This is a genomic window from Acinetobacter sp. FDAARGOS_515 (assembly GCF_003938865.1).
Lineage (GTDB): Bacteria > Pseudomonadota > Gammaproteobacteria > Pseudomonadales > Moraxellaceae > Acinetobacter > Acinetobacter ursingii.
On record NZ_RKIX01000003.1, the window covers coordinates 1,318,269 to 1,342,410 of the forward strand.

21 protein-coding genes and 1 riboswitch are annotated in these 24,142 nt (G+C 42.3%); of the genes, 17 read left to right on the forward strand and 4 right to left on the reverse strand.

From position 1 onward, the window contains the following. Window positions 1-324: 324 nt before the first annotated feature. Complete coding sequence (locus EGS47_RS07690) at window positions 325-1,146, reverse strand: exodeoxyribonuclease III (protein ID WP_004985895.1); 822 nt, start codon at window positions 1,144-1,146, stop codon at window positions 325-327. A gap of 38 nt (window positions 1,147-1,184) precedes the next feature. Here EGS47_RS07690 and pyrE point away from each other — a divergent pair, with 38 nt between their 5' ends. Continuing rightward, window positions 1,185-1,835: an orotate phosphoribosyltransferase gene (gene pyrE, locus EGS47_RS07695; RefSeq protein WP_049174425.1), complete on the forward strand. Its 651-nt coding sequence runs from the start codon at window positions 1,185-1,187 to the stop codon at window positions 1,833-1,835. A 131-nt stretch (window positions 1,836-1,966) separates the two neighbouring features. Here pyrE and EGS47_RS07700 read toward each other — a convergent pair whose 3' ends face one another. Together EGS47_RS07700 and EGS47_RS07705 are read right to left on the reverse strand one after the other, a co-directional pair. After that, window positions 1,967-2,200 carry a hypothetical protein gene (locus EGS47_RS07700; RefSeq protein WP_005005592.1) on the reverse strand — a complete coding sequence of 78 codons (234 nt, stop codon included), beginning with the start codon at window positions 2,198-2,200 and terminating at the stop codon, window positions 1,967-1,969. A 111-nt stretch (window positions 2,201-2,311) separates the two neighbouring features. Beyond that, complete coding sequence (locus EGS47_RS07705; protein WP_004985890.1) at window positions 2,312-2,527, reverse strand: cold-shock protein; 216 nt, start codon at window positions 2,525-2,527, stop codon at window positions 2,312-2,314. A gap of 802 nt (window positions 2,528-3,329) precedes the next feature. On the opposite strand from EGS47_RS07705, the gene gshB reads away from it, so the two are divergent. The 8 genes from gshB (at window position 3,330) to lpxC (ending at window position 12,602) form a co-directional block, all read left to right on the forward strand. Continuing rightward, window positions 3,330-4,268 (forward strand): glutathione synthase, encoded by a 939-nt coding sequence (gene gshB / locus EGS47_RS07710; RefSeq protein WP_005005594.1) that lies wholly within the window; start codon window positions 3,330-3,332, stop codon window positions 4,266-4,268. 247 nt (window positions 4,269-4,515) lie between these two features. Next, window positions 4,516-5,613 (forward strand): undecaprenyldiphospho-muramoylpentapeptide beta-N-acetylglucosaminyltransferase, encoded by a 1,098-nt coding sequence (gene murG, locus EGS47_RS07715; RefSeq protein ID WP_035272517.1) that lies wholly within the window; start codon window positions 4,516-4,518, stop codon window positions 5,611-5,613. 13 nt (window positions 5,614-5,626) lie between these two features. After that, the gene (gene murC, locus EGS47_RS07720) at window positions 5,627-7,075 is read left to right on the forward strand and encodes a UDP-N-acetylmuramate--L-alanine ligase (RefSeq protein ID WP_004985875.1); all 1,449 of its coding nucleotides are present in this window, start codon (window positions 5,627-5,629) and stop codon (window positions 7,073-7,075) included. 50 nt (window positions 7,076-7,125) lie between these two features. After that, window positions 7,126-8,055 (forward strand): D-alanine--D-alanine ligase, encoded by a 930-nt coding sequence (locus EGS47_RS07725; protein ID WP_004985873.1) that lies wholly within the window; start codon window positions 7,126-7,128, stop codon window positions 8,053-8,055. A gap of 3 nt (window positions 8,056-8,058) precedes the next feature. Further along, window positions 8,059-8,913, forward strand: a complete 855-nt coding sequence (locus EGS47_RS07730) for a cell division protein FtsQ/DivIB (RefSeq protein WP_004985872.1) — start codon at window positions 8,059-8,061, stop codon at window positions 8,911-8,913. 64 nt (window positions 8,914-8,977) lie between these two features. Continuing rightward, window positions 8,978-10,240 (forward strand): cell division protein FtsA, encoded by a 1,263-nt coding sequence (ftsA, locus tag EGS47_RS07735; RefSeq protein WP_119686377.1) that lies wholly within the window; start codon window positions 8,978-8,980, stop codon window positions 10,238-10,240. 168 nt (window positions 10,241-10,408) lie between these two features. Further along, complete coding sequence (ftsZ, locus tag EGS47_RS07740) at window positions 10,409-11,590, forward strand: cell division protein FtsZ (protein WP_034699341.1); 1,182 nt, start codon at window positions 10,409-10,411, stop codon at window positions 11,588-11,590. Between the two features lie 109 nt (window positions 11,591-11,699). Then, window positions 11,700-12,602 carry a UDP-3-O-acyl-N-acetylglucosamine deacetylase gene (gene lpxC, locus EGS47_RS07745; protein ID WP_004985869.1) on the forward strand — a complete coding sequence of 301 codons (903 nt, stop codon included), beginning with the start codon at window positions 11,700-11,702 and terminating at the stop codon, window positions 12,600-12,602. Between the two features lie 97 nt (window positions 12,603-12,699). On the opposite strand, the gene EGS47_RS07750 is transcribed toward lpxC, so the two are convergent. Next, on the reverse strand, window positions 12,700-13,143 hold the full coding sequence (locus EGS47_RS07750) for a hypothetical protein (protein ID WP_005005601.1): 444 nt from the start codon (window positions 13,141-13,143) through the stop codon (window positions 12,700-12,702). Window positions 13,144-13,253: 110 nt separating this feature from the next. Here EGS47_RS07750 and EGS47_RS07755 point away from each other — a divergent pair, with 110 nt between their 5' ends. The 8 genes from EGS47_RS07755 (at window position 13,254) to guaB (ending at window position 24,072) form a co-directional block, all read left to right on the forward strand. Continuing rightward, complete coding sequence (locus EGS47_RS07755; RefSeq protein ID WP_004985866.1) at window positions 13,254-13,949, forward strand: M23 family metallopeptidase; 696 nt, start codon at window positions 13,254-13,256, stop codon at window positions 13,947-13,949. 245 nt (window positions 13,950-14,194) lie between these two features. Continuing rightward, window positions 14,195-16,909: a pyruvate dehydrogenase (acetyl-transferring), homodimeric type gene (gene aceE, locus EGS47_RS07760; RefSeq protein WP_004985864.1), complete on the forward strand. Its 2,715-nt coding sequence runs from the start codon at window positions 14,195-14,197 to the stop codon at window positions 16,907-16,909. A gap of 3 nt (window positions 16,910-16,912) precedes the next feature. Next, entirely contained in the window at window positions 16,913-18,922 is a 2,010-nt protein-coding gene (locus EGS47_RS07765; protein WP_125269504.1) for a 2-oxo acid dehydrogenase subunit E2, read from the forward strand. A 237-nt stretch (window positions 18,923-19,159) separates the two neighbouring features. After that, a complete protein-coding gene (locus tag EGS47_RS07770) occupies window positions 19,160-19,537 on the forward strand; it encodes a hypothetical protein (protein ID WP_119686379.1) in 378 nt (125 codons plus the stop codon). Between the two features lie 104 nt (window positions 19,538-19,641). After that, window positions 19,642-19,765, forward strand: a riboswitch (yybP-ykoY riboswitch). A 76-nt stretch (window positions 19,766-19,841) separates the two neighbouring features. Further along, on the forward strand, window positions 19,842-20,417 hold the full coding sequence (locus tag EGS47_RS07775) for a TMEM165/GDT1 family protein (RefSeq protein WP_004985854.1): 576 nt from the start codon (window positions 19,842-19,844) through the stop codon (window positions 20,415-20,417). A gap of 149 nt (window positions 20,418-20,566) precedes the next feature. Further along, entirely contained in the window at window positions 20,567-21,367 is an 801-nt protein-coding gene (locus tag EGS47_RS07780) for an MBL fold metallo-hydrolase (protein ID WP_119686380.1), read from the forward strand. Window positions 21,368-21,469: 102 nt separating this feature from the next. After that, window positions 21,470-22,486: an AI-2E family transporter gene (locus EGS47_RS07785; protein ID WP_044435651.1), complete on the forward strand. Its 1,017-nt coding sequence runs from the start codon at window positions 21,470-21,472 to the stop codon at window positions 22,484-22,486. A 119-nt stretch (window positions 22,487-22,605) separates the two neighbouring features. Next, complete coding sequence (gene guaB, locus EGS47_RS07790) at window positions 22,606-24,072, forward strand: IMP dehydrogenase (protein ID WP_004985847.1); 1,467 nt, start codon at window positions 22,606-22,608, stop codon at window positions 24,070-24,072. Window positions 24,073-24,142 lie beyond the last annotated feature (70 nt).

Here is a 24,142-nt window from a genome sequence, read left to right on the forward strand (position 1 = left end):
TGTCATCATATTGACATATGTTTTGGCTATGATGGTGATCAAAGAATTAAGAAAAAATATAAATAAAGCATTGGATGCAAAAAAGAGAAAACCCGCATTTAATCATCCTGATCATGCGGGTCTCAGTCCAACGTCCATTGTCACATCCCTGAATAACCAAACTAGGTTATATTTTCCTTCCTACGGCGTCCTATCCTTTTGTCATCCTGACATGTCCCTGTGCCGTGCAGCTATAATGCGCTTAAACGGCTGTAAGAAAAATATACAATTTCCACAACAATTGTAGGTAATAACCATTAATTGAGTGTACAAGTGTACTTATTTTTAGCCGATTTTATAGTCAATAATTACAGGTGCATGGTCGCTAAACCATTGTTCTTTATATACCCAAGCATTGACTGTGCGTTCTTTCCAGTCAGGCGAGCAGGCATGATAATCAATACGCCACCCGACGTTTTTAGCACGGGCTTGCCCGCGATTTGACCACCAAGAGTACAGTTCTGCTTCTTGACGGACTTCACGGAACGTATCGACATAACCTAAATCATCATAGATATGATCGAGCCATGCACGTTCATGGGGTAAACAGCCAGAGGATTTTTGATTGCCTGACCAGTTTTTAATATCGATGCGTTTATGCACGATGTTATAGTCACCACAGACAATGATCGATTTATTCTCAGTACGCCATTGTTTTAAAATATGGGCATATTGCTCTAAAAACACATCTTTACGTGCCTGAGCTTCATCACCCGAAGAACCTGATGGCAAATAGAGTGAGCAGATATAGGCTGACTGATCGAGTCCTAAATCAAATTCAGCAGCAATAAAACGCCCTTGTGAGTCAGCCAGTTCAAACCCTAATCCATCCTGCACAGATTTAAATGGAATACGGCTATAAATGGCGGTGCCTGCATAGCCTGCACGTTCGGCAGGAAACAGGTGGGTGTACCAACCCTCTGGCTTAAATTTGTCAGTCCACTGTGCGTGGGTAATGCGACTCTCTTGCATACACACCACGTCTGCCTCAGACTGTTCGAGCCATTCGAGTAGCCCTTTGGTCACAGATGAACGTAAGCCATTTACGTTAATTGAAACCACACGTAGAATTTTTACATCACTTGGATAGCGATCCTTTGGTATCATGCGCAAGTTTGACCTCAATTGATGAATCTGGAGTACCTATGACAACGCCATCGTCTTTTAACCCGCAAGCCTTTATTGAACTCGCGTTATCACGCGGTGTGCTTAAATTTGGTGAGTTTACCCTAAAATCAGGACGTGTCAGTCCGTATTTTTTTAACGCAGGTTTGTTAAACGATGGTGAAGCATTGTCGCTATTGGCTCAAGGCTATGCTGATAAACTTGTACAATGTCAAAATGTCGATGTGATTTTTGGCCCTGCGTACAAAGGGATTCCATTTGTGGCGGCAACGGCTGTGGCATTGTCTCAAGTGCATGCTAAAAGCGTACCATGGGGTTTTAATCGTAAAGAAGCCAAAGACCATGGTGAAGGTGGTGTGTTGGTCGGTGCTGCGGTGGCGGGTCAAAAAGTCTGGATTATTGATGATGTGATCACGGCGGGGACTGCAATTCGTGAAGTGGTGACTATTTTAAAAAATGCAGGCGCAACCATTGCAGGCGTATTGGTGGCGCTAGACCGTCAGGAACGAGGGCAAGGTGATTTGTCTGCGATTCAAGAAGTACAAAAGGAACTCGAAATCCCTGTACATGCTTTGATTACCATGAAAGATTTGATGGACTTTTTGGATGCCAAAGGCGAAAAAGAGGCTTTGGCAAATATGGAAGATTATCGTGTGAAGTATGGCATCTAATTTTTGGATGCTGGTGGAAGGAAGCAAGCGCTTCCTTTTTTATTGAGTTTAGTTCATGAATTTTGGTAAATAATGATTGAAAAATGATGAAATGAAAATGGAAAAAACTCATTGATTGATGTTTATTAATTTTATCTGTAAGAAACTTTCTGGTCTAATTTAAATAATTGATTTAGAGAGGTGTAAAAGGTACGACCATCCAAATTTAAATCAACTTCGATACCAGATTCTAACAAAACTCTTTTACCGACTTCAATTTGTTTAAAACCTTGACGTGTATTTTGCATTTTATTGAGGGGAATTAATGAAACAATAATTTCAGTGCCATTTTTAGATTTTGCAATTAAATTATTTATTTTTAACAATTGATATCCTTTTTTAGATTTTAGAGATTTTTAATTTTGAAAATAGAAGTTAAAGTAATAAAAAATACGTATAAGTACTTTTTATTACTTTACTATGAAGCTATGAATATTTTAGATAGCCACAATATTTACAGCAGTCGGTCCTTTTTGACCTTGAGCTATACTGAATTCAACTTGCTGACCTTCAACTAAGGTTTTAAAACCTGAACTGGCGATTTCGCTGAAATGGGCAAAAACGTCTGGACCTGATTCTTGTTGAATGAAACCAAAACCTTTAGTTTCGTTAAACCACTTCACAGTACCTTTAACAATAGCTGAGTTTGACATAATATATCCTACTAATTTAAAAAAAATTGAGTCATTTTATTGACCGATTATAACTTCGAAATAATAAAGAATGAGACTTAAAATCTAAACAACGAAGGATTATGACTAAAACTGCGATACTTAAGGAAGATCTACCGAAACAAGACTTTTTTTCTAGTTAAGCTGACTATACACTAAAAACAGAAATAATCAAGTTTTTAAATATATATATTTATTTTTTTTATAGACGGTCAATATTTTATAAAAAATAATTTAATTCAATAATATGTTTTATTTTAAAGTGTGATTTCTACTCAACCCATTTAAACTGCTCAAGTAGTTTTTTTAATTCAGTGAATCAGTCCGTCTTTCATCAGTGCCTTTTATTTCTCCCTATGGGAGAAAATTAAACAGGAACAGACTTTAAACAATAATAAAAGAAGTCTAATGCAAGGGTATGTTTATTAAACTACAATTGTTTTGATTTTGCTTTCGTCAAGTCATTGTTTGGTAATATCTAATTTAGCAATATTGAATTTATGACAACGCTTCTATTTATATTATAGTCTATCGGTGACGAACTCCGCATATAAGTCCCAAATAGACATATCAGATTTCTCCAAAATAAAATGCCCAGTTTTAGAAGATGCATTTTGCAGTTGCTGCTACCCATAGTGTGATCTGTTGATGCCTATGTCGAATGAAGTGTTCGTCTTATTTCCAGTATGCACTAAGCATGCTCTACTTATTCACTCAAATACTAAACGTCACGCTCAAAGCTCGTTTATAATCAGTCCAATTGAAAATAAAGAGTGAGCTGGTGATGCGTGTACTTGTCGTAATGGACCCAATTGAAACGGTAAATCTTAAAAAAGATTCCACCATGGCAATGTTATGGGCAGCCAGCCGTCGCGGACATGAATTGGGCTATGCATTACAGCACGATTTATATATCGATCAAGGCAAAGCCTTTGGTCTGATCTCACCACTTCAAGTCTTTGAAGATTATAACCATTATTACGAATTAGGTGAGAAGCGCAAAGAATCATTGGCTGATTACGATGTGGTCTTAATGCGTAAAGACCCACCGTTCGACATGAACTTTGTGTATACCACTTATATTTTAGAACAAGCAGAACGTGAAGGCGCGTGGATTATTAATAAACCGCAATCCTTGCGTGACTGTAATGAAAAGCTGTTCGCAACTCAGTTCCCAGAGCTACAAGTTCCCACTTTAGTCACGTCTCAACAAAGCCTGATTCGTGAATTTATCAAAACACATGGTGATGTGATTGTAAAACCGCTGGATGGCATGGGCGGTATGGGGATTTTTCGTTTATACCAAGATGGCGTAAATATTGGTTCGACACTGGAAATGTTGACCGAAATGGGCACACGTCCCATCATGGCGCAGCGTTATATTCCAGAAATCGTCGATGGCGATAAACGCATCTTGATGGTCAATGGCGAACCGATTCCATATTGCTTGGCACGTATTCCTCAAAATGGTGAAGTACGCGGGAACTTGGCAGCAGGCGGTTTGGGTGAAGCACGCCCACTCACTGAAAATGACAAAATGATTGCTGCCCAAGTTGGGCCATTCCTACGTGAAAAGGGCTTGGTATTTGTCGGGCTAGATGTGATTGGCAATTATGTCACTGAAATTAATGTCACCAGTCCAACCTGTATCCGTGAGATTGATGCGCAATATGGCACATCGATTGCGGATACTTTATTTGATGTGCTAGAAGCAGGTCGTTAATTCACCAAAATCAAGATGATATTCGACATCAGCTTTCGAATATCATCCATGCTGTCCTAAAAAATTCATCAATTTATATCTATTCTCATTTGCCACATCCTCAAAATGAAAACAAGGCAAAAAAGCAGCGCTTTATGTTGCAAACACGTGAAATTTGCTTTCCGTTCTGCTTGCTTTAGGATTAAAATGGATCGCTAAAATAATAGATGTGATTTCCCTATTTTCTTTTGAGTTGAAGAATTACACCGTGACCGATTCACCACAGCACACACCTAAACATGTCATGATGATGGCGGCCGGTACGGGCGGTCATGTATTTCCTGCATTGGCCGTGGCCAAAGAACTACAACAACAAGGTTGTCAGGTTTCTTGGCTCGCTACACCAGCAGGCATGGAAAACCGATTACTCAAAGATCAAAATATTCCGCTTTATCAAATTGATATCCAAGGTGTACGCGGTAATGGTGCTGTACGCAAATTATTGGCTCCGTTTAAAATTTTAAAAGCTACCTTGAGCGCGATGCGCTATATGAAACAACTCAAAATCGATGCAGTTGCAGGCTTTGGCGGTTATGTGGCCGGGCCAGGCGGTTTGGCAGCGCGTATTTTGGGGATTCCTATCTTGATTCATGAGCAAAATGCCGTGGCTGGTTTTACCAATTCACAACTATCGCGTATTGCCAGCAAAGTCTGTGAGGCCTTTCCAAACACTTTTACTGCCAGTGAAAAAGTCGTGACCACGGGAAATCCTGTACGTAAAGAAATTGCAGAAATCCTCAGCCCAAAATGGCGTTATGACACCCGAGCGCAACACAATCAGCCTTTAAATATTTTGATTGTGGGTGGGTCATTGGGTGCGCAAGCCTTAAATGAACGGTTGCCAGAAGCCTTAAAAAAATTAGATATGCCGCTGAATGTGTTTCATCAATGTGGTCAAAAACAGCTCGATGAAACCACAGCACGTTATGCGAATGCACCCGCACATTTAACTACGAAGGTCATGCCGTTTATCGAAGATATGGCAAAAGCCTATAGCGAAGCAGATTTAATCATTTGTCGTGCAGGGGCTTTGACCGTGACTGAGGTCGCGACCGCAGGTGTGGCGGCTGTTTTTGTACCGCTGCCGATTGCTGTGGATGATCACCAGACCGCCAATGCTAAATTTCTGGCAGATATTGGCGCGGCAAAGATTTGCCAACAATCTGCCATGACCCCAGAATATTTACATACTCTTTTGAGTGGATTGATGAATCGTCAGTTATTGTCTGAAATGGCAGTCAAGGCGCGTCAACACGCTCAACCTCAAGCGACTCAAACCGTCGCTGATCTTATTCAAGCTTTATAATTTCGAGTTCGCTATGTCACCATCAACACCAGCTGATCAAGCTAAAAAACTGATTAAAGTCCCTGAAATGCGCCGCATCAAACACATTCATTTTGTGGGCATTGGGGGTGCGGGCATGTGTGGCATCGCCGAAGTACTCAAAAATCAGGGCTATAAAGTTTCGGGTTCGGATATTAAAGCCTCAAATACCACAGCGCAGTTAGAAGAAAAGGGTATTAAGGTTTATATTGGACATACGGCGGATAATATTCAAAATGCCAATGTCTTAGTGGTGTCGACCGCAATTGATCCTGAAAATCCAGAAGTGAAAGCGGCCATAGAAAGCCGAACTCCTGTAGTACGTCGCGCTGAAATGCTCGGCGAGTTGATGCGTTATCGTCATGGTATTGCGGTTGCAGGTACACATGGTAAAACCACAACCACCAGTTTACTGACGACGATGTTGGCTGAAGAAAATCTTGATCCGACTTATGTCATTGGCGGTTTGCTGAATCGTACAGGGGTGAATGCAGCTTTAGGTGCAAGTCGTTTTATTGTGGCTGAAGCAGATGAGTCAGATGCTTCGTTTTTATATCTAGAGCCAATGGCTGCGATTGTCACCAATATCGATGCCGATCATATGGACACTTATGGTGGCAGTTTCGACACGCTAAAAGATACTTTTGTGCAGTTTTTGCATAAATTGCCGTTTTATGGTTTGGCTGTCGTGTGTGGTGATGATGCTAATATTCAGGAAATTTTACCGCGTATTGGTCGTCCAGTCTTGACCTATGGTTTTGGTGAAGATAATGATATTCGTGCGGTTGAGGTCGAACAGGATGGTATGCGCTCACATTTTACCGTGCTTCGTAAAGACCGTGAGCCATTACGTTTAACAATTAATCAGCCGGGTTTACACAATGTCTTAAATGCGCTTGCGGCGATTGGTGTAGCAACCGATGAAGGTGTATCGGATGCTGCCATTAGTCGTGCGCTAGAAGGCTTTAGTGGCGTGGGACGTCGTTTTCAGGTTCAGGGTGAATTTGAGTTGGGCGAAGGTAATGTCAAATTGGTGGATGATTATGGACATCATCCTAAAGAAGTGGAAGCGACCATTAAAGCCGCGCGTCAAAGTCATCCAGATCGCCGTTTGGTGATGATGTTCCAGCCGCATCGTTTTAGTCGTACCCGTGACTGTTTTGATGATTTTGTTGATGTGTTATCGCAAGTGGATCAACTGTTATTGCTCGAAGTTTATCCTGCGGGCGAAAAACCAATTGTTGGTGCAGATAGCCGCTCACTGGCACGGAGTATTCGTTTACGCGGTGAAGTTGAACCGATTTTGGTTGATCCCGTAGAAGGCAACCTGCAAAACGTGATACAAAAAGTGTTACAACCGAATGACTTGTTATTAACACAGGGTGCAGGTAACGTGGGAGCAATTTCAGTCGAACTGGCTCAGCATCATTTGTATTTAAAATAATGCAGTTCACCCTTTTCAATATTGTGCTTTAAAAGTTTAAGGATATAAACGTGTCAAATGCTTCAAAATTCGGCAAAGTTGCCGTGTTGTTCGGTGGGAAATCGGCTGAACGTGAGGTCTCTTTAGATAGTGGCAACGCGGTACTTGAAGCCTTGTTACGTTCAGGTGTACAAGCAGAAGCATTTGACCCTAAACATCGTAGTGTCACTGAGTTAGTGAATTATGATCGCGCTTTCATCGTGTTGCATGGTCGTGGCGGTGAAGATGGTCAAATTCAGGGAACACTGGAATGGTTAGATGTGCCCTATACTGGCACAGGCGTTCAGGGTTCAGCCATTGGCATGGATAAAATCAAAACCAAGCAAATCTGGCAAGGGACTGATTTACCGACAGCCCCGTATCGCATTATCAGCAAAGACTCCAATATTGATGAGATTGTAGATAGCTTGGGATTACCGGTAATTATCAAGCCAGTCCATGAAGGGTCAAGTATTGGTATGAGCAAGGTCGAGAAGAAAGAAGACTTTGCGCAGGCGATTGCCAAAGCCACTGAACATGATGCGATTGTGATGGCAGAAAAGTGGATTACGGGGTGTGAATACACCATTGTGGTGTTAAATGGTGAGGCGTTACCTGTGATTCGTCTGGAACCTCCAAAAGATGTGGCATTTTACGATTACGATGCCAAATACCAACGCAATGATGTGCAATATGGTATTCCATCAGGCCTTAGCGAATCAGACGAAAAGCAACTGCAACAACTCACCTTACGTGCCTTTCAGGCGGTAGGTGCAAGTGGTTGGGGGCGTGTTGATGCTATGCAGGATGAACAAGGGAATTTCTGGTTATTAGAAATTAATACTGTGCCGGGAATGACCAGTCACTCATTGGTGCCTAAAGCCGCCAAAGCGGTGGGGGTTGGGTTTGATGAGTTATGTGTTGCGATTTTAGAACAAACGCTTCAAGGTACGGCTCACTAACTTATGGCTCAACTTCCAGCATCCATGCGCCGTCGTCGTGCGGCCATTACTTCCATCCACGAAAAACCGCCTTCGCCTAAGCAAAAGTTAGTCAATGCGGGTGGGTGGTTATTGTTGCTGGTCGCATTTGTGGTGCTCGGTTTAGGTATCTTTGGCTTGTATAAAGTTATTACCGATGCGCGAATTGCTGAATTAAGTATCGTCGGTACTCACTCGACAACAGAACAACAACAACTCATTCAACACATTCAGCCTATTGTTAAAGATAATTACTTTACTTCGGATCTTGAGCAAGTCCGAGATAAAGCGCTTGAGATTTCATGGGTAGATCGTGTGGTTGTATCACGTGCTTGGCCCAATAGTATTCGAGTCCGTGTATTGCCACGTCATGCGATTGCGCGTTGGGGCACTGGACGATTGTTGAGTGATGGCGGGGATGTGTTTAGCGAAGCAGATCCACAAAATCATCCAAATTTGCCGATGTTGCATGGTCCGCTCAGTCAATCTAAAGCCATGATGCGTCGTTATAACGAAATTAACCAGTTATTTCATCCCGTCAATCTAAGGTTAAAAGAGTTATATTTAACTGAACGAATGACTTGGTTTATGCAGTTTGATTCAGGTTTAAGGGTCATTGTGGATCAGGATCAAACCATGAGTAAGTTGCAGCGCCTGAGTCATCTTGCGCAAACTGACCTAAAACCCGTGTGGCCTAAAATCTCTGCCATTGATTTGCGATACCGAAATGGATTATCACTACAATGGAAGAACGCTATACCACCCAAAATTGTCAATGGTCAGTTTGTTGTAACCAATGATGACACAAATGTTGCAGGTGGAATAACCACGAAGCCATAATATGTGGTTTTAAAATAACAGGCATTTTTGCCCATACTAAACAACGAACAAGTGGTAGTGAGTAATGAGTGAAGCTGTTCCCTCGATTGTTGCGATTGATATTGGGACACATAAAGTTTCAGTTTTAATTGGTAGAGTTCACGCACCGGATAATATTCAGGTCATCGGGATGGCAAACGCGCCGAACCGAGGTATGAATAAAGGAAAAATTGTTAGCCTTGATAAAGTGATTGCTGCAATTAAAAATGCCGTTGCCGAAGCAGAAAATATGGCGGAATGTCGCGTACATACCGCGTGGGTATCGATTCCAAGTACAGAATTACAAAGTTTTTATGCCTCTGGTCGTACCCCAATTGCCAAATCTGACCATACGATTAGTACCAATGAAGTGGTGCGCGCATTAGAATTGGCTAAAGCCAGTCATGTGACACCAGATTATTATCTGGCCAGTGCTGTGCCGTTAGGTTTTGAGCTGGATGACGAACCTGAATGGGTACAAAACCCGATTAATATGTCAGCGCACAGTATGACGGGGCATTATCAACTGATGATGATGCCGATTAGTACCATGCAAAATCTGGATCGTGCCATGAAAGGCGCCAATATTGGTGTCGAAAAAATGGTGGTATCTAGTCTGGCAACTGCGGAAGCCAGTTTACTCAAAGACGAAAAAGAATATGGCGTCTGCTTGCTGGATATTGGAGCAGGAACCACCAATATTGCGGTCTATCTTGATGGTCGTCTGGCTTTGGCACGCACATTACAGCGCGGTGGAGAAAATGTCACACGTGATATCGCTGCCGTGTTACAAACGACGACTGAAGAAGCAGAACGTATTAAGATTTTACATGGCTGCGTCGATTTGAGTGTGGTCAAACCTGATCATATGATTCAGGTACAGGCCATTGATGGGCCGCAAACCATTAGTCGCATAGAGCTTGCTGAAATCATTATTGCACGGTATGAAGAGATTTTTACCCAGATACGTGAAGAGCTTGAACGTACAGGCGCGCTGAGTGGTTTATATCATGGTGTCGTTCTGACTGGTGATGCCTGTCAAATCGAAGGCATGGTGAGTCTGGCACGACGTATGCTTGGTGTTTCTGCACATTTGGGTAATCCACCTTTACAGGTGTATGCTGATGATCAACATCAAGCCGCATTACGCCGCTCAATGTATGCAACAGCAGCGGGACTTTTGCTTTTTAGCCAAAGCGAATTGCAAGATGCAGTTGAAGAAGCAGATGAGGTCAATGACCGCACATTTGTGGATCGTGTAGTCAATGGCTGGAATACTTTGAATAGCAAGTTAAAAGCTATTTTTTAAGATGTATATATTTATTGGGAATATTGTTTGGAAGTTGTAAGAGAAAATTGTCATACTTGACAAGGGAAGTATTGCACAGCATTCTAAAATCTATTGTTTTTTGAAGTATTAAGGCAGTATACGGGCTGAAGTGACTGCCACTTATTGAAATTAGGAACCTTAAAGGTCATGGCATCATTTGAATTTATAGAAGATGAACTAAGCGATAGTAACGGACAAGCCCGTTTCACTGTATTTGGTGTTGGTGGTGGTGGTGGTAATGCCGTACAGCACATGGTGCAATCCGATATTAAGGGCGTAAAGTTTGTCTGTGCCAATACAGATAAGCAAGCGCTGGATAGCATGAATGCGCCGTTTAAAATTCAGTTAGGTGAACAAAGTACCCGTGGCTTGGGTGCAGGTGCCAATCCTGAAGTGGGTCAAATTGCGGCTGAAGAAAGCCGTGAAGTGATTCGCCAACATCTTGAAGGCACCGACATGGTGTTTGTGACTGCTGGAATGGGCGGTGGTACAGGTACAGGTGCTGCGCCAGTAGTTGCTGAAGTGGCTAAAGAAATGGGCATCCTAACCGTGGGTGTCGTGACTACACCTTTTAATTTTGAAGGTCGTCGTCGTCAGCGTTCTGCTGAAAAAGGCATTGATGCACTAGAGTCTCATGTTGACTCACTCATCATTATTCCCAACCAGCGTTTACTGAGTGTGTATGGCGACATCTCAATGAAAGATGCCTACAAAAAAGCAGATGATGTGTTATTAAATGCGGTTCGTAGTATCTTCGACTTAGTTGTGAATCGTGGTCACATCAACCTCGACTTCGCGGATTTGAAAACTGCCATGAGTACTCGTGGTTATGCCATGATGGGTGCTGGTTTGGGTCGTGGTGAAGATCGTGCACGTCAGGCGGCTGAGCAAGCGATTCGCAGCCCACTACTGGATAATGTCAATATTATTAATGCCAAAGGCGTGTTAATTAATATTACCGGTGGTGATGATATTACCTTACGTGAAACTGAAATTATTACCGATGTCGTCAATCAAATTGTGGATCTGGACGAAGGTGAAATTTTCTACGGTACAGTATTTGATCCTGATGCACGTGATGAACTTCGTGTCACTGTGATTGCAACAGGTTTAACCCGTAATGCATCTGATGCAGAACAACAGCCAAGAAAACGTTCAGGTGTTGGACACGTCCAAGTACCAAGTTCGCATCCAACAGATGAAGATGATGTTCCTGCGATCAATAAACGTCAAAATACTGAAGCGCCAGCAGCAACTACTGCGGGTGCAGCGCCACGCTCATCTCCGATGAGTATTCAGGACTATCTAAAAAATCAACAGCGCAAGTAATAAAATCAAACATTTAAAAGGAGGCAGTGTATTTACACTGCCTTTTTTGTTTTTTATCAATAGCTAAATGTGCTAACGTATAGCGGTTTTAAATTGAAGTTAGAGTAGCATGTTGAAACAACGTACCCTCAAACGTGTGGTGAAAGCCAGTGGAATTGGTCTCCATAGTGGTCAAAAAGTGATGATCAATTTTCTGCCGCATGTTATTGATGGGGGAATCGTGTTTCGTCGCATTGATTTAAATCCACCTGTGGATATTCAGGCCAATGCTTTACTGATTCAGGAAGCTTTTATGTGCTCTAATCTGGTTCAGGATGACATCAAGGTGGGCACGATTGAACATGTGATGAGTGCAATCGCAGGTTTGGGGATCGATAATCTAATCATTGAAGTATCAGCTTCTGAAGTTCCGATTATGGATGGGAGCGCAGGCCCATTTATTTATCTGCTGATGCAAGGCGAACTCGTCGAGCAAAATGCACCGAAAAAATTTATTAAAATTTTAAAGCCTGTTGAAGCATTAATTGATGATAAACGTGCCAAATTTAGTCCGCACGAAGGCTTCCAACTAAATTTTACCATTGATTTTGATCATCCTGCTTTTGCCAAAGAATATCAATCTGCCACCATCGACTTTTCCACTGAAACGTTCGTCTATGAAGTTAGTGAGGCGCGCACATTCGGATTTATGAAAGATCTGGATTATCTAAAAGCCAATAATTTAGCGTTAGGTGCAAGTCTGGATAACGCGATTGGGGTGGATGATACGGGTGTCGTGAACGAAGAGGGTTTGCGTTTTTCTGATGAATTTGTCCGTCATAAAATTTTGGATGCAGTCGGTGATTTATATTTAATGGGACATCAAATTATTGCCAAATTTGATGGTTATAAATCAGGTCATGCACTCAACAATCAATTATTACGCAATGTTCAAAGTGATCCAGATAATTACGAAATTGTAACATTTGATAACGAAATAGACTGCCCGATTCCTTATGTAAGTGTGAGCTAAGTCATTGTCTTAGTGGGGTATGTTATATTGTAACTTTGAATTGTGTTAAGTGTGTCACAATATTAATTAAGCACAGTTTTATATTTTGAAATGGTTGTTACTTTTTATTGCTTGCCAAACGTAACAAAGCTTGGCTAAGCTTAGGGTCGTTCACTAATTCAGCAGCACTTCGTAACATTTCTTGGGTGTCTGGTGATAAAGAAGTGACTTCAGTTACATGACTTTGATGCTGATTTTGAGATGTATTTCTTAAACGAAGCTGAAGTTTCTGTAAATCCTGTAGTCCTTCGATTTGAGTGAGCTTAGAAATGTATTGTGTTTGAAGATATCCGAGCTGACTGATCATGGCCTGATTTTCGCCTGTAATCGTCAAAACACCATACTGATAACAGACCACCTGCCATTTTTCTGGTTGCGGCAGTAGGGGCTGAATAAGTTTCGTAAGTCTTTGCCATTGTGCGACTTGCGTTGTAAGAAACGTTAGGTTTCCTGTTTTTATGTGTTTTCTTGTTTGTTGAAACACGTTTTTAGGATCAGTCATCGGGATAGAGTTTTCCTCATCAGATTACGGTCATCTTAAACGTTCATTTCAATAGATATCAAGGACGAGATCACGCAAGAAACTTTTTAAGAACAGTTCAAGAGGTTTTTATGCATTCGAGACGTATACTACTTGCTTTTTCACTGGCAGCTTCTGCTGCATCAGTTGCTTTCGCAGATTATCAAACACTGAATAGCCAAGATGCACCAGACCGCTTAGAAGCATTGTCTCGTACACTTTCGCAAGGCTCTTACACTCATCCTGATGATCTTGACTTACCCGCATCAGCCAAAGTATCGGTGACGCTACGCGAGAAAACAGTTGAATTAAATAACGAATCTCTTGAAAAAAAATATGGGAAAACTGGTAACTCAGCTAGATTCTCAGCTTCAAGTAACAATCCCTATTCTTCATGGCTGATCAAACACCCATTACCTGAGATGACTCGTATTTCATCTGAATACGGTATGCGTACGTTGATGGGCACAACACGTGGACACTCTGGTATTGATTTAGCTGCGCCAAGTGGTACGCCTATTTATGCAACGGGTCCCGGTATCGTGACCAAAGCAGGTTGGGGCACAGGTTATGGTCAATACGTTGAAGTCAATCATGGGAACGGTTATTTGACTCGTTATGCTCACGCATCACGCATCATGGTGCGTGCAGGTGATCAAGTTCAAGCAGGTGAGCATATTGCCAATGTCGGTTGTACTGGACGTTGTACAGGCCCTCATCTACATTTTGAAGTAGTACGTGATGGAGAACGTAAAAATCCATCTAGTTACCTCGCCTTGCTTCCATAATAGCTTTATTGGTCATGCTTACTCCGTGCAATATTTCTATTATTTAAGTTAGCATTAGATTTAAAATATTGTGTATAAAAAATCGCCTATATTGGCGATTTTTTGTTATTTTGAGTAATTAAAAGTCAACAACTATTTATTATCTAAATAATGCTGTCAATCTGTATTCACTGGCATGGCTAACTTGCGCCACCCCAAATATGATAAAAATATGGACTAACCGTAGACTAAGGAAAAGGTGAGTTATGGCGTTTTATGGTGATTCCGACGCACAAGAAACCCAAGAATGGCAAGATGCTTTCGATTCCGTTTTGCAGCATATGGGTACAGAACGTGCTGCTTTTTTACTCGAAAAGCTCTATCAACGCGCAATTGCGAAGCATGTGCCTATTCAGCGCCTAAATACTCCTTACTTAAATACCATTTCAGTAGAAGAACAACCTGCCATGCCAGGCGATCAGGATATGGAGCGTCGTATTCGTGCGCTTATTCGCTGGAATGCATTGGCAATGGTATTACGCGCCAATAAAACTGGTGATGATCTGGGTGGTCACTTGGCCAGTTTTGCATCTTCAGCCACCTTGTATGATGTAGGCTTTAACCATTTTTTCCGTGCCAATAGTGATAGTTTTGGCGGCGACATGATTTATTACCAAGGTCACTGTGCACCTGGTATTTATGCCCGTTCTTTTCTTGAAGGTCGTTTGACTGAAGAACAATTGAGTAACTTCCGCCGTGAAGTGAATGGCAATGGTTTATCTAGCTATCCGCATCCCTATTTGATGCCTGACTATTGGCAGTTCCCAACCGTATCGATGGGTCTGGGACCGATCATGTCGATTTATCAGGCCCATATTCAAAAATATCTGATGAACCGTGGCTTAATTAAAGAAGAAAATCGTAAAGTTTGGGCGTATCTCGGTGATGGTGAAATGGATGAGCCTGAAAGTACAGGTGCCATTTCACTGGCAGGTCGTGAAAAACTGGATAACTTGATCTGGGTAGTGAACTGTAACTTACAGCGTCTGGATGGCCCTGTGCGTGGTAATGGTAAAATCATTCAGGAGCTTGAGTCCTTATTCCGTGGCGCGGGCTGGCGTGTGATTAAAGTGGTCTGGGGTCGTCATTGGGATCCGTTATTAGCCAATGACAAATCAGGCGCATTAAAAGCCGTGATGGAAGAAGCGGTTGATGGTGATTATCAGCGTTATCAGGTCAAGGGTGGAGCGTATACACGGGCACACTTCTTTGGTAAGTATCCTGAAGCTGAAGAGTTGGTGAAAAACTTAAGCGATGAAGATATTGATAATCTGAATCGTGGTGGTCATGACCCATATAAAGTCTATGCAGCCTATGCTGAAGCGATGAAGAGTACAGGTCAACCAACCGTGATCTTGGCGAAAACCGTAAAAGGTTATGGCTTGTCGGATGAGATCGAAGCCGTCAACAAGACCCATCAGATCAAAAAAATGCACGTTGATTCACTCAAGTATGTACGTGATCGCTTCAATCTGCCATTTACCAACGAGCAACTTGAAGAATTACCGCTATATCGTCCAGCAGAAAACTCGCCAGAGCTTAAATATATGAAGGCGCGTCGTGAAGCATTAGGGGGCTATCTGCCAGCACGTCGTAAGGAAAGTGAAGCGTTAGCCATTCCAGATATTTCGATTTTCGATAGCGTCCTTAGTGGTAGTAATGGAAAAGAACAATCGACCACCATGGTGATGGTGCGTTTGATTGCGGCGTTGTTGAAAGAAAAAGCCATTAAAGACCGTGTCGTTCCAATTGTACCTGATGAAGCACGTACTTTTGGTCTGGAAGGCATGTTCCGTCAATTGGGTATTTATGCTGCGCATGGTCAGAAATATACGCCAGAAGACAATGAACAGCTCATGAACTATCGTGAAGCGAAAGACGGTCATATGTTGCAAGAAGGGATCAACGAAGCGGGTGCCATGAGTGCATGGGCGGCGTTGGGCACCAGTTATTCAACCAATAACTTGCCTATGATTCCAATGTATATGTACTACTCGATGTTTGGTTTCCAGCGTATAGGTGATATTGCATGGGCAGCAGGTGATGCACAGGCGCAAGGTTTCTTGCTCGGTGCAACGGCTGGTCGTACAACTTTGAACGGCGAAGGTTTACAGCATCAGGATGGTCATTCTCACATTCTGGCCAGTACCATTCCAAACTGTGTAGCTTATGATCCTTGCTTTGGTTATGAGTTGGCTGTGGTGGTGCATGATGGTTTACAGCGTATGTATGTTAATCAGGAACGAGTGTTTTATTACCTCACAGTCATGAATGAAAACTATGAACATCCAGAAATGCCAGTAGGTGCTGAAGAAGGCATCAAGCGTGGGATGTACTTGTTTGAAAAAGATGACAAGGCCACTGTGCAGCTCCTTGGTTCGGGTGTGATTCTGCGTGAAGTGATTAAAGCAGCCAAGATCTTGCGTGAAGAATATCAGATTCATTCCAATATTTGGAGTGTCACCAGCTTTAACGAATTAGCTCGTGATGGTATGGCGTGTGATGAATACAACCGTTTGCATCCACTGACTGAAGTCACCAAAGAATCTTGGGTGTCTCAGCAGTTGCGTGGCACAGATGGTATTGTGGTATCAGCAACCGATCATATGCGCGCCTATAGCGAACAAATTCGTGCTTATCTGCCAGATAACCGTCCTTATGTGACTTTGGGTACAGATGGTTATGGTCGTTCAGATACACGGGGTAATTTGCGTAGTTACTTTGGCGTTGATGCAGCACACATCGTGGTTGCCACATTGAAAAAACTGGCAGATGAAGGTGAAGTTGAAAACCGTTTGGTGAAAGATGCCATTTCAAGCTTTGAACTTGAAACTGATCGTCCTGTCGCTTGGGCTCCGCAAGCGCATCCTGAAGTTCAGCCTGTTGCAGCTTACCAAGAACAATCAGGTGAGGGGAACTAAGACATGCAAGTGAAAACACCTGATATTGGCGTAGAAAAAGCAACGGTTGCCGAGATTTTAGTCAAGGTTGGCGACCAGATTTCTGAAAATGACAGTCTGATTTTACTTGAATCAGATAAGGCATCTGTTGAGGTTCCAAGCACAGCTTTTGGTGTGGTCAAAAGTATTTTGGTCAATCAGGGTGACGAGGTAACTGAAGGCACTGCCCTCATTGAATTAGAAAGTGGCACCAGTCAAAGTAATGAAGCTGCATCTAAAGAACAGGCGCCTGTTCAAGCAGAGGCAACTCCTAAATCGACGACATCTGAAACCCCAGAGCAAGCAGCAACCCAACCAACGGCATCCACTTCATCTGGTGCAACCACTGTGGTTGAGGTGCAAGTGCCAGATATTGGCGTAGAAAAGGCCACAGTTGCGGAACTCTTAGTCAAAGTGGGCGATGAAATTTCAGAACATGACAGTCTGATTTTGCTTGAATCCGACAAAGCATCGGTTGAAGTGCCAAGCCCTGTTTCTGGAACCGTTGAAAGTGTTGCAGTGAAAGAGGGTGACAGTGTTAAAGAAGGTGTGCTTTTACTTAAAGTGAAAACACACGCTGCAAGTGAAGAGACAACTGAACAAACAGCTACGGCAAATGAAAATACCGTAGCGCATCCTGTCGAGACCACTTCAACAACTGTTGAAGATGAAACGGATACACAGGAAACGGTTAGCTCAGGTGAACAGGAAATTAACGTACCTGATTTGGGTGTTGATAAAGCCACGGTATCTGAAATTTTAGTACAAGTGGGTGATCGTGTAGACGCACAACAAAGTTTGTGTGTGGTCGAATCTGATAAAGCTTCAGTTGAAGTGCCTAGTAGTATCGCGGGTGTGGTCAAAGCGATTCATGTCAGCGTTGGACAAGAGGTTAAACAGGGCATTGCGCTGGCAACGATTGAAGGTGAAGCAAAATCAGCACCTCAAGTCAAAGCGCAAGCTGCTGCACCTGCTGCCCAAACGAGTTCAGTCAAAACCCAAAGTGTTAAAAAACCTGCCGAACAACCAAAGGTTGCTGCGGTTGATTCGGCAAGCAAGCTGAGTCAGGCACAAGAAGCTGAAAATGCTAAAGTCTATGCAGGACCTGCGGTGCGTAAGCTTGCACGTGAGCTGGGTGTAATTTTGGCACAGGTCAAAGCATCTGGTGAGCATGGGCGTTTGATGAAAGAAGACATCTATGCCCATGTGAAACAGCGTATGACGGCTCCTGTGTCAACGGCAACGACTTCTGCGGCACCTGTTGCTTCTGGATTACCAGCATTGCCAGATTTTACTGCTTTTGGCGGCGGTGAAATCAAAACCATGACGCGTTTACAACAAGTGTCAGTACCGCAATTGTCACTCAACAATTTTATTCCGCAAGTGACTCAGTTTGACTTGGCAGATATTACCGAGCTTGAAGCATGGCGTGGTGAGTTAAAAGATGGCTTTAAAAAGCAAGGCGTGAGTCTGACGATTTTAGCTTTTATTGCGAAAGCAGTTGCGCACTTGCTCAAAGAAGAGCCTTATTTTGCTGGACACTTGGCTGATGATCAAAAATCAGTTTTGCTCCGTAATGAAATTCATATGGGGATTGCAGTCGCGACACCTGATGGTTTAACGGTACCTGTGCTGCGTAACCCAGATCAGAAATCGATTAAGCAAATAGCTGTTGAATTAGGTGAACTCAGTCAAAAAGCACGCGATAAGAAATTATCGCCGAAAGACTTACAAGGCGCTAACTTCACCATTACCAGTTTAGGTTCAATTGGTGGAACGGCATTTACGCCGTTGGTGAACTGGCCACAAGTCGCGATTTTGGGTATTTCACCTGCAACCATGCAGCCTGTATGGAATGGCAAAGACTTCGATCCGCGCTTAATGCTGCCATTGTCGTTGTCTTATGATCACCGTGTGATCAATGGCGCAGATGCTGCACGTTTTACCCATAAGCTTACTCAACTGCTTAAAGATATTCGCACACTGTTGATTTAAAATCTGTATTGAAAAAGACCTCGCTTTGGCGAGGTTTTTTTATGTTTAGGTCATTTGAACGATCGATATGGTTTTCGATTTTTGTTTACATGAGATCAGTAAATAAACATTTTTTTAGTATGTTTAATACAGGATTGATCTAAACATTACACAGGGATGCACTAACATAAATGATGAGAAGTGACGCAATGAGATGCAATTAAAAAAACACCTTTAAAACAGTCTAGGAGTAAAGTAATGACAAACCAGAATGATCAAAAAAATTTAGAAGTAGATTCTGATCGTTTGCAAAGCGACAAGATTAAAGCCAACGATTTGGATGTCAATATTTTGGAAAATGATGAATTTTCATCACAGCAACTCGAAGGTTTAACCGATAGTGCTGAATTAGATGAAGAATTTAAGCAGGAGAAAAAAATGAAATCAAACCAAGATTCTAATCAATCAAGTGAACAAACAGATACTGGTCAGGATGACAGTCAGGGCAATCAAGCGATACGTGAAGCTGTGGAAAAAATTGATGCAGAGCAGTTAGAGAAAAATTTAAAAGATCGTCATCCAGAGCATCCTAGTCCAAATCCTGCTCCATTTATATCGCGAGATGAGGAGAAATAGATCGAATCAAGTCAAAAATTTTGATTTTGTATTCAAAAGATGATTCGTTCTGTATTAAAAATCTACTCAAAATAATATGAATTATTTTCTTAATTTGATATGATAAGGCTACTTCATTGGGGAGTAGCCTCCAGTTACGCAAAGTAATTGGGTGATGATCAACATAATTGTTCCACCGAACATGGTCATCATAGCTTGAACGTTTGCGCGTTCTTTAGTTGGCAAGACCTTTGATTTATCGTTCTGCACTTTTGGCTAGCAGGGGCGATAGGTCATAGGTATATATGCTAGCCAGAGAACAGATATGCAAGAATTCCTGATTTCGACTTCTGTTGTTGCCCTTGCTGAAATGGGCGACAAAACCCAGCTTCTCGCGCTTTTACTCGCTGCCCGGTTCCGCAAACCTGTTCCTATTCTGATTGCAATCTTGTTGGCAACGACTATCAACCACGGTCTATCTGCGGTGTTGGGTCAATGGCTCACTACAGTCTTAAACCCAACGGTGATGGTATGGGTGCTGGCGATTGGTTTTATTGGAATGGCACTCTGGATGTTAATTCCAGATAAACTGGATGATGAAACCGATAGTATTAATAAATGGCAACGTTTTGGTGTGTTTGGCGCCACCTTTATCTTATTTTTTCTGGCTGAAATTGGAGATAAAACACAAATTGCGACAGTCGCTTTAGCCGCCCGTTTCGATAGCGTATTTTGGGTAATGCTGGGTACGACCGTGGGTATGATGATTGCCAATGCGCCAGCCGTATTTATAGGCAACAAAATGGCAGATCGTTTGCCAATCTCGCTGATTCATAAAATTGGTGCTGCGATTTTTCTGATCGTCGGTATTTCAACCTTGGTTCAGCATTATTTCTTTTAAAACAAATATAAATGATCAAGCATCTGTTCGCAGGTGCTTTTTTATGCCCGATTTCCAGTCCTAAACAAGTCATAATTTTATCGCAATTAGAATCCCATTGTTTTATTATGGAATTAAACTAAAATTTATCTTAATTGGGGAATTGGGGTATGACATTTGAACATACAACTTCACAAGTGTTATTTGATCGTGATGGGCATCGGTGTATTCGCTTTAGTAGCTTAGTCAAAGGTGAAGGGGTACAGGCAAATCAATTTTTGATTATTGATCAGCAACGCGCCGCTGTCTTGGATCCTGGTGGCGATTTGACCTATATGCCATTAACCATGGAACTGAATAAATATACCCGTCTGGAAAATCTGGACTATGTCATGGCCTCGCATCAGGATCCAGATATTATTACCTCTATGCCTCGTTGGCTGGTCTATACGAATGCCAAAGTGGTGGCTTCAAAACTTTGGGCACGATTTTTACCGCATTTAAGTTCAACGTTTATGAGTGAACGGATGAAAGGGCATTGGCTAGATCGGCTGATTGAATTGCCTGATGAGGGTCAAGTGTTGCCTTTGGGGAATAGTCATATTGTGGTGGTGCCGGGACATTTTTTACATTCTGTGGGTAACTTCCAGTTTTATGATCCGATCTCGAAAATTCTATTTTCAGGTGATATGGGGGCTTCGATGGTGGATGATGCTGCAAAACCGATAGAAAATTTTGCTGAACATATTCCAAACATGAAAGGCTTTCATCAGCGTTATATGTGTTCCAATCGCGTCATTCGTCTATGGGTCAATATGGTTCGTCAGATGGATGTCGAAATGATCGTGCCTCAACACGGAACAGCATTTGTTGGAAAGGCACAGGTTCATGCGTTTTTGGACTGGATAGAAGACTTACCCTGTGGGATTGATCTTATGGATCAGACCAATTTTGCATATCCTGTTAAATGATCAATTCATAACAGATTTTGATAGTGACTCTGTTTTAAAATAGCAGTAAGGTTAAGCGATCTTATTGTTATTTTACTTTTTACAATAATAAAGGAAAACAGAATGACACTATTGAATGAGCGACAAAGCCAGATCGCCAGCTATATCATTATGACTGTTGCATTACTCATTCTGATTCCATTACATCTATTGGTGGCTTTTTTATCTGGTTTCTTGGTTTATGCGCTTCTCACCAAACTAAGTCCGTATGCTGAAAAGTTTTCCAGTGGCAAATATGGGCGAATTATTGCAGTTGCCATTTTTAATATCGTGGTGATCAGTATTTTGGTGTTTCTGGTTTTTGGTTCTATTGCGTATGTGGTGCATGATCTGAAAGACGGTGGACTGGTCACCATGAGCCGAAATCTGGACACTCTACTTGAACGCTTTCAACAGGAGTTTGGTCAATATTTTTCAGGCTATATTCCTGAAAGTCTGGATGATATGAAGCAGTACGCCTTTGAGTGGCTGAAAAATCATGTGGAGACCTTACAACATGCAGGCACAGATGCTTTACATGCCTTTGTAACCATGATTATTGGGATGATTTTAGGGGCTTTGGTTTCTTTAAGTCCCATTGAAGACAGTGAAAATGTACCCAGCTTTAAGCACCAATGCCTACAACGTTTAAACGTACTCTATACGGCTTTTAAAAATGTAGTGTTTGCTCAAATTAAAATTTCAATTGTGAATACTTTTTTGGCAGGTATATTTATTTTAGCGGTTTTACCCTTACTCGGCATGCATTTACCTTTTGCCAAAACACTGGTGATTTTAACCTTTATTTTTGGACTGATTCCTGTTGTGGGAAATTTGATTTCAAATACATTGGTCATACTCTCTGCCATTAGTATTTCGTTTACGGCTGCCACGATTGCCTTTATCTATTTGGTATCGATCCATAAGCTTGAATACTTTTTAAATGCCAAAATTATAGGCCAACGCATCAATGCCAATGCATGGGAACTCTTGATTGCAATGTTATTTTTTCAGGCGGTCTTTGGTCTGGCTGGTTTGATCGTTGCTCCTATTTATTATTCTTATTTTAAAAATGAAATGAAACAGGCGGGACTCATTTAGCGCGAGTTTATTCAATTTAAACTCAAAACAAAGATGTCATAAAATTTCCCATAATAAAAAATGAAATTTAATGGCAAATTTGTTTATAATAGCGCACGGAAACTACCAGTGAGATTGTTATGCTGACCATCGTTCAAGAAGCGTTAACCTTCGATGATGTCTTATTACTCCCTGCCTACTCTACAGTTCTTCCAAAAGATGTCTCCTTAAAGACACGTTTGACCCGCGGTATTCAACTTAATATTCCTCTTGTTTCGGCTGCAATGGATACTGTGACTGAGTCACGTATGGCGATTGCTATGGCTCAAAACGGTGGTATTGGTATTTTGCATAAAAATATGGATATTGCCGCGCAAGCAGCAGAAGTACGTCGTGTCAAAAAGTTTGAAGCAGGCATGGTGAAAGACCCGATTACGGTGACCCCTGAAACGACAGTAGGTGAACTGATTGCCATTACACAGGCCAATAATATTAGTGGCGTACCTGTGGTCAAAGATGGCAAAGTGGTTGGGATTGTGACAGGGCGTGACACACGTTTTGAAACGAACTTAAATCAGCCGGTTAGCAATATCATGACCCCCCAAGACCGTTTAGTGACGGTGAAAGAGGGCGAATCTAAAGAAAATATTCAAGCTTTATTGCAAAAACATCGTATTGAAAAAGTATTGGTGGTGGATGACAGCCATGCCTTGAAAGGCTTGATTACGGTGACTGACTTCCGTAAAGCTGAACTGTATCCAAATGCATGTAAAGATGAATTAGGTCGTTTACGCGTGGGTGCTGCGGTAGGTACAGGTGCTGAAACTCCAGCACGTGTAGAAGCGCTAGTTGAAGCAGGGGCCGATGTGATCGTGGTGGATACTGCGCATGGTCATTCTGCGGGCGTGATTGAGCGTGTGCGTTGGGTGAAGCAAAACTACCCACAAGTTCAGGTCATTGGTGGCAATATCGCAACAGGTGATGCGGCTTTAGCGTTGCTCGATGCAGGTGCGGATGCAGTGAAGGTCGGGATTGGACCAGGTTCGATTTGTACCACACGTATCGTTGCGGGTATCGGTGTTCCACAGATTTCAGCGATTGATAATGTCGCTTCTGCACTGAAAGAACAAATTCCATTGATCGCTGATGGCGGTATTCGCTATTCAGGTGACTTGGCAAAAGCCATTGCTGCGGGTGCCAGTACGATTATGGTCGGTTCACTCATGGCGGGTACCGAAGAAGCACCGGGTGAAGTTGAATTTTTCCAAGGGCGTTACTATAAAGCGTATCGTGGGATGGGCTCATTAGGTGCAATGTCTGGCGCGACTGGTTCATCGGATCGTTATTTTCAGGATGCCAAAGCGGGTGTTGAAAAATTGGTACCAGAAGGTATCGAAGGTCGTGTTCCTTATAAAGGTCCAATGAGTGCGATAGTGCATCAAATGATGGGTGGTTTACGTTCATCGATGGGCTACACAGGTTCTGCCAATATTGAAGAGATGCGTCAGAATACCAAGTTTGTGAAAATTACCTCTGCGGGGATGCAAGAGTCACATGTGCATGACGTGACCATTACCAAAGAAGCCCCGAATTATCGGGTGGGTTAAATTTCACCATCGCTACACATGAAAATGCCGTCAGTTCACTGACGGCATTTTTGTTTTGGTGTAAAGTAAA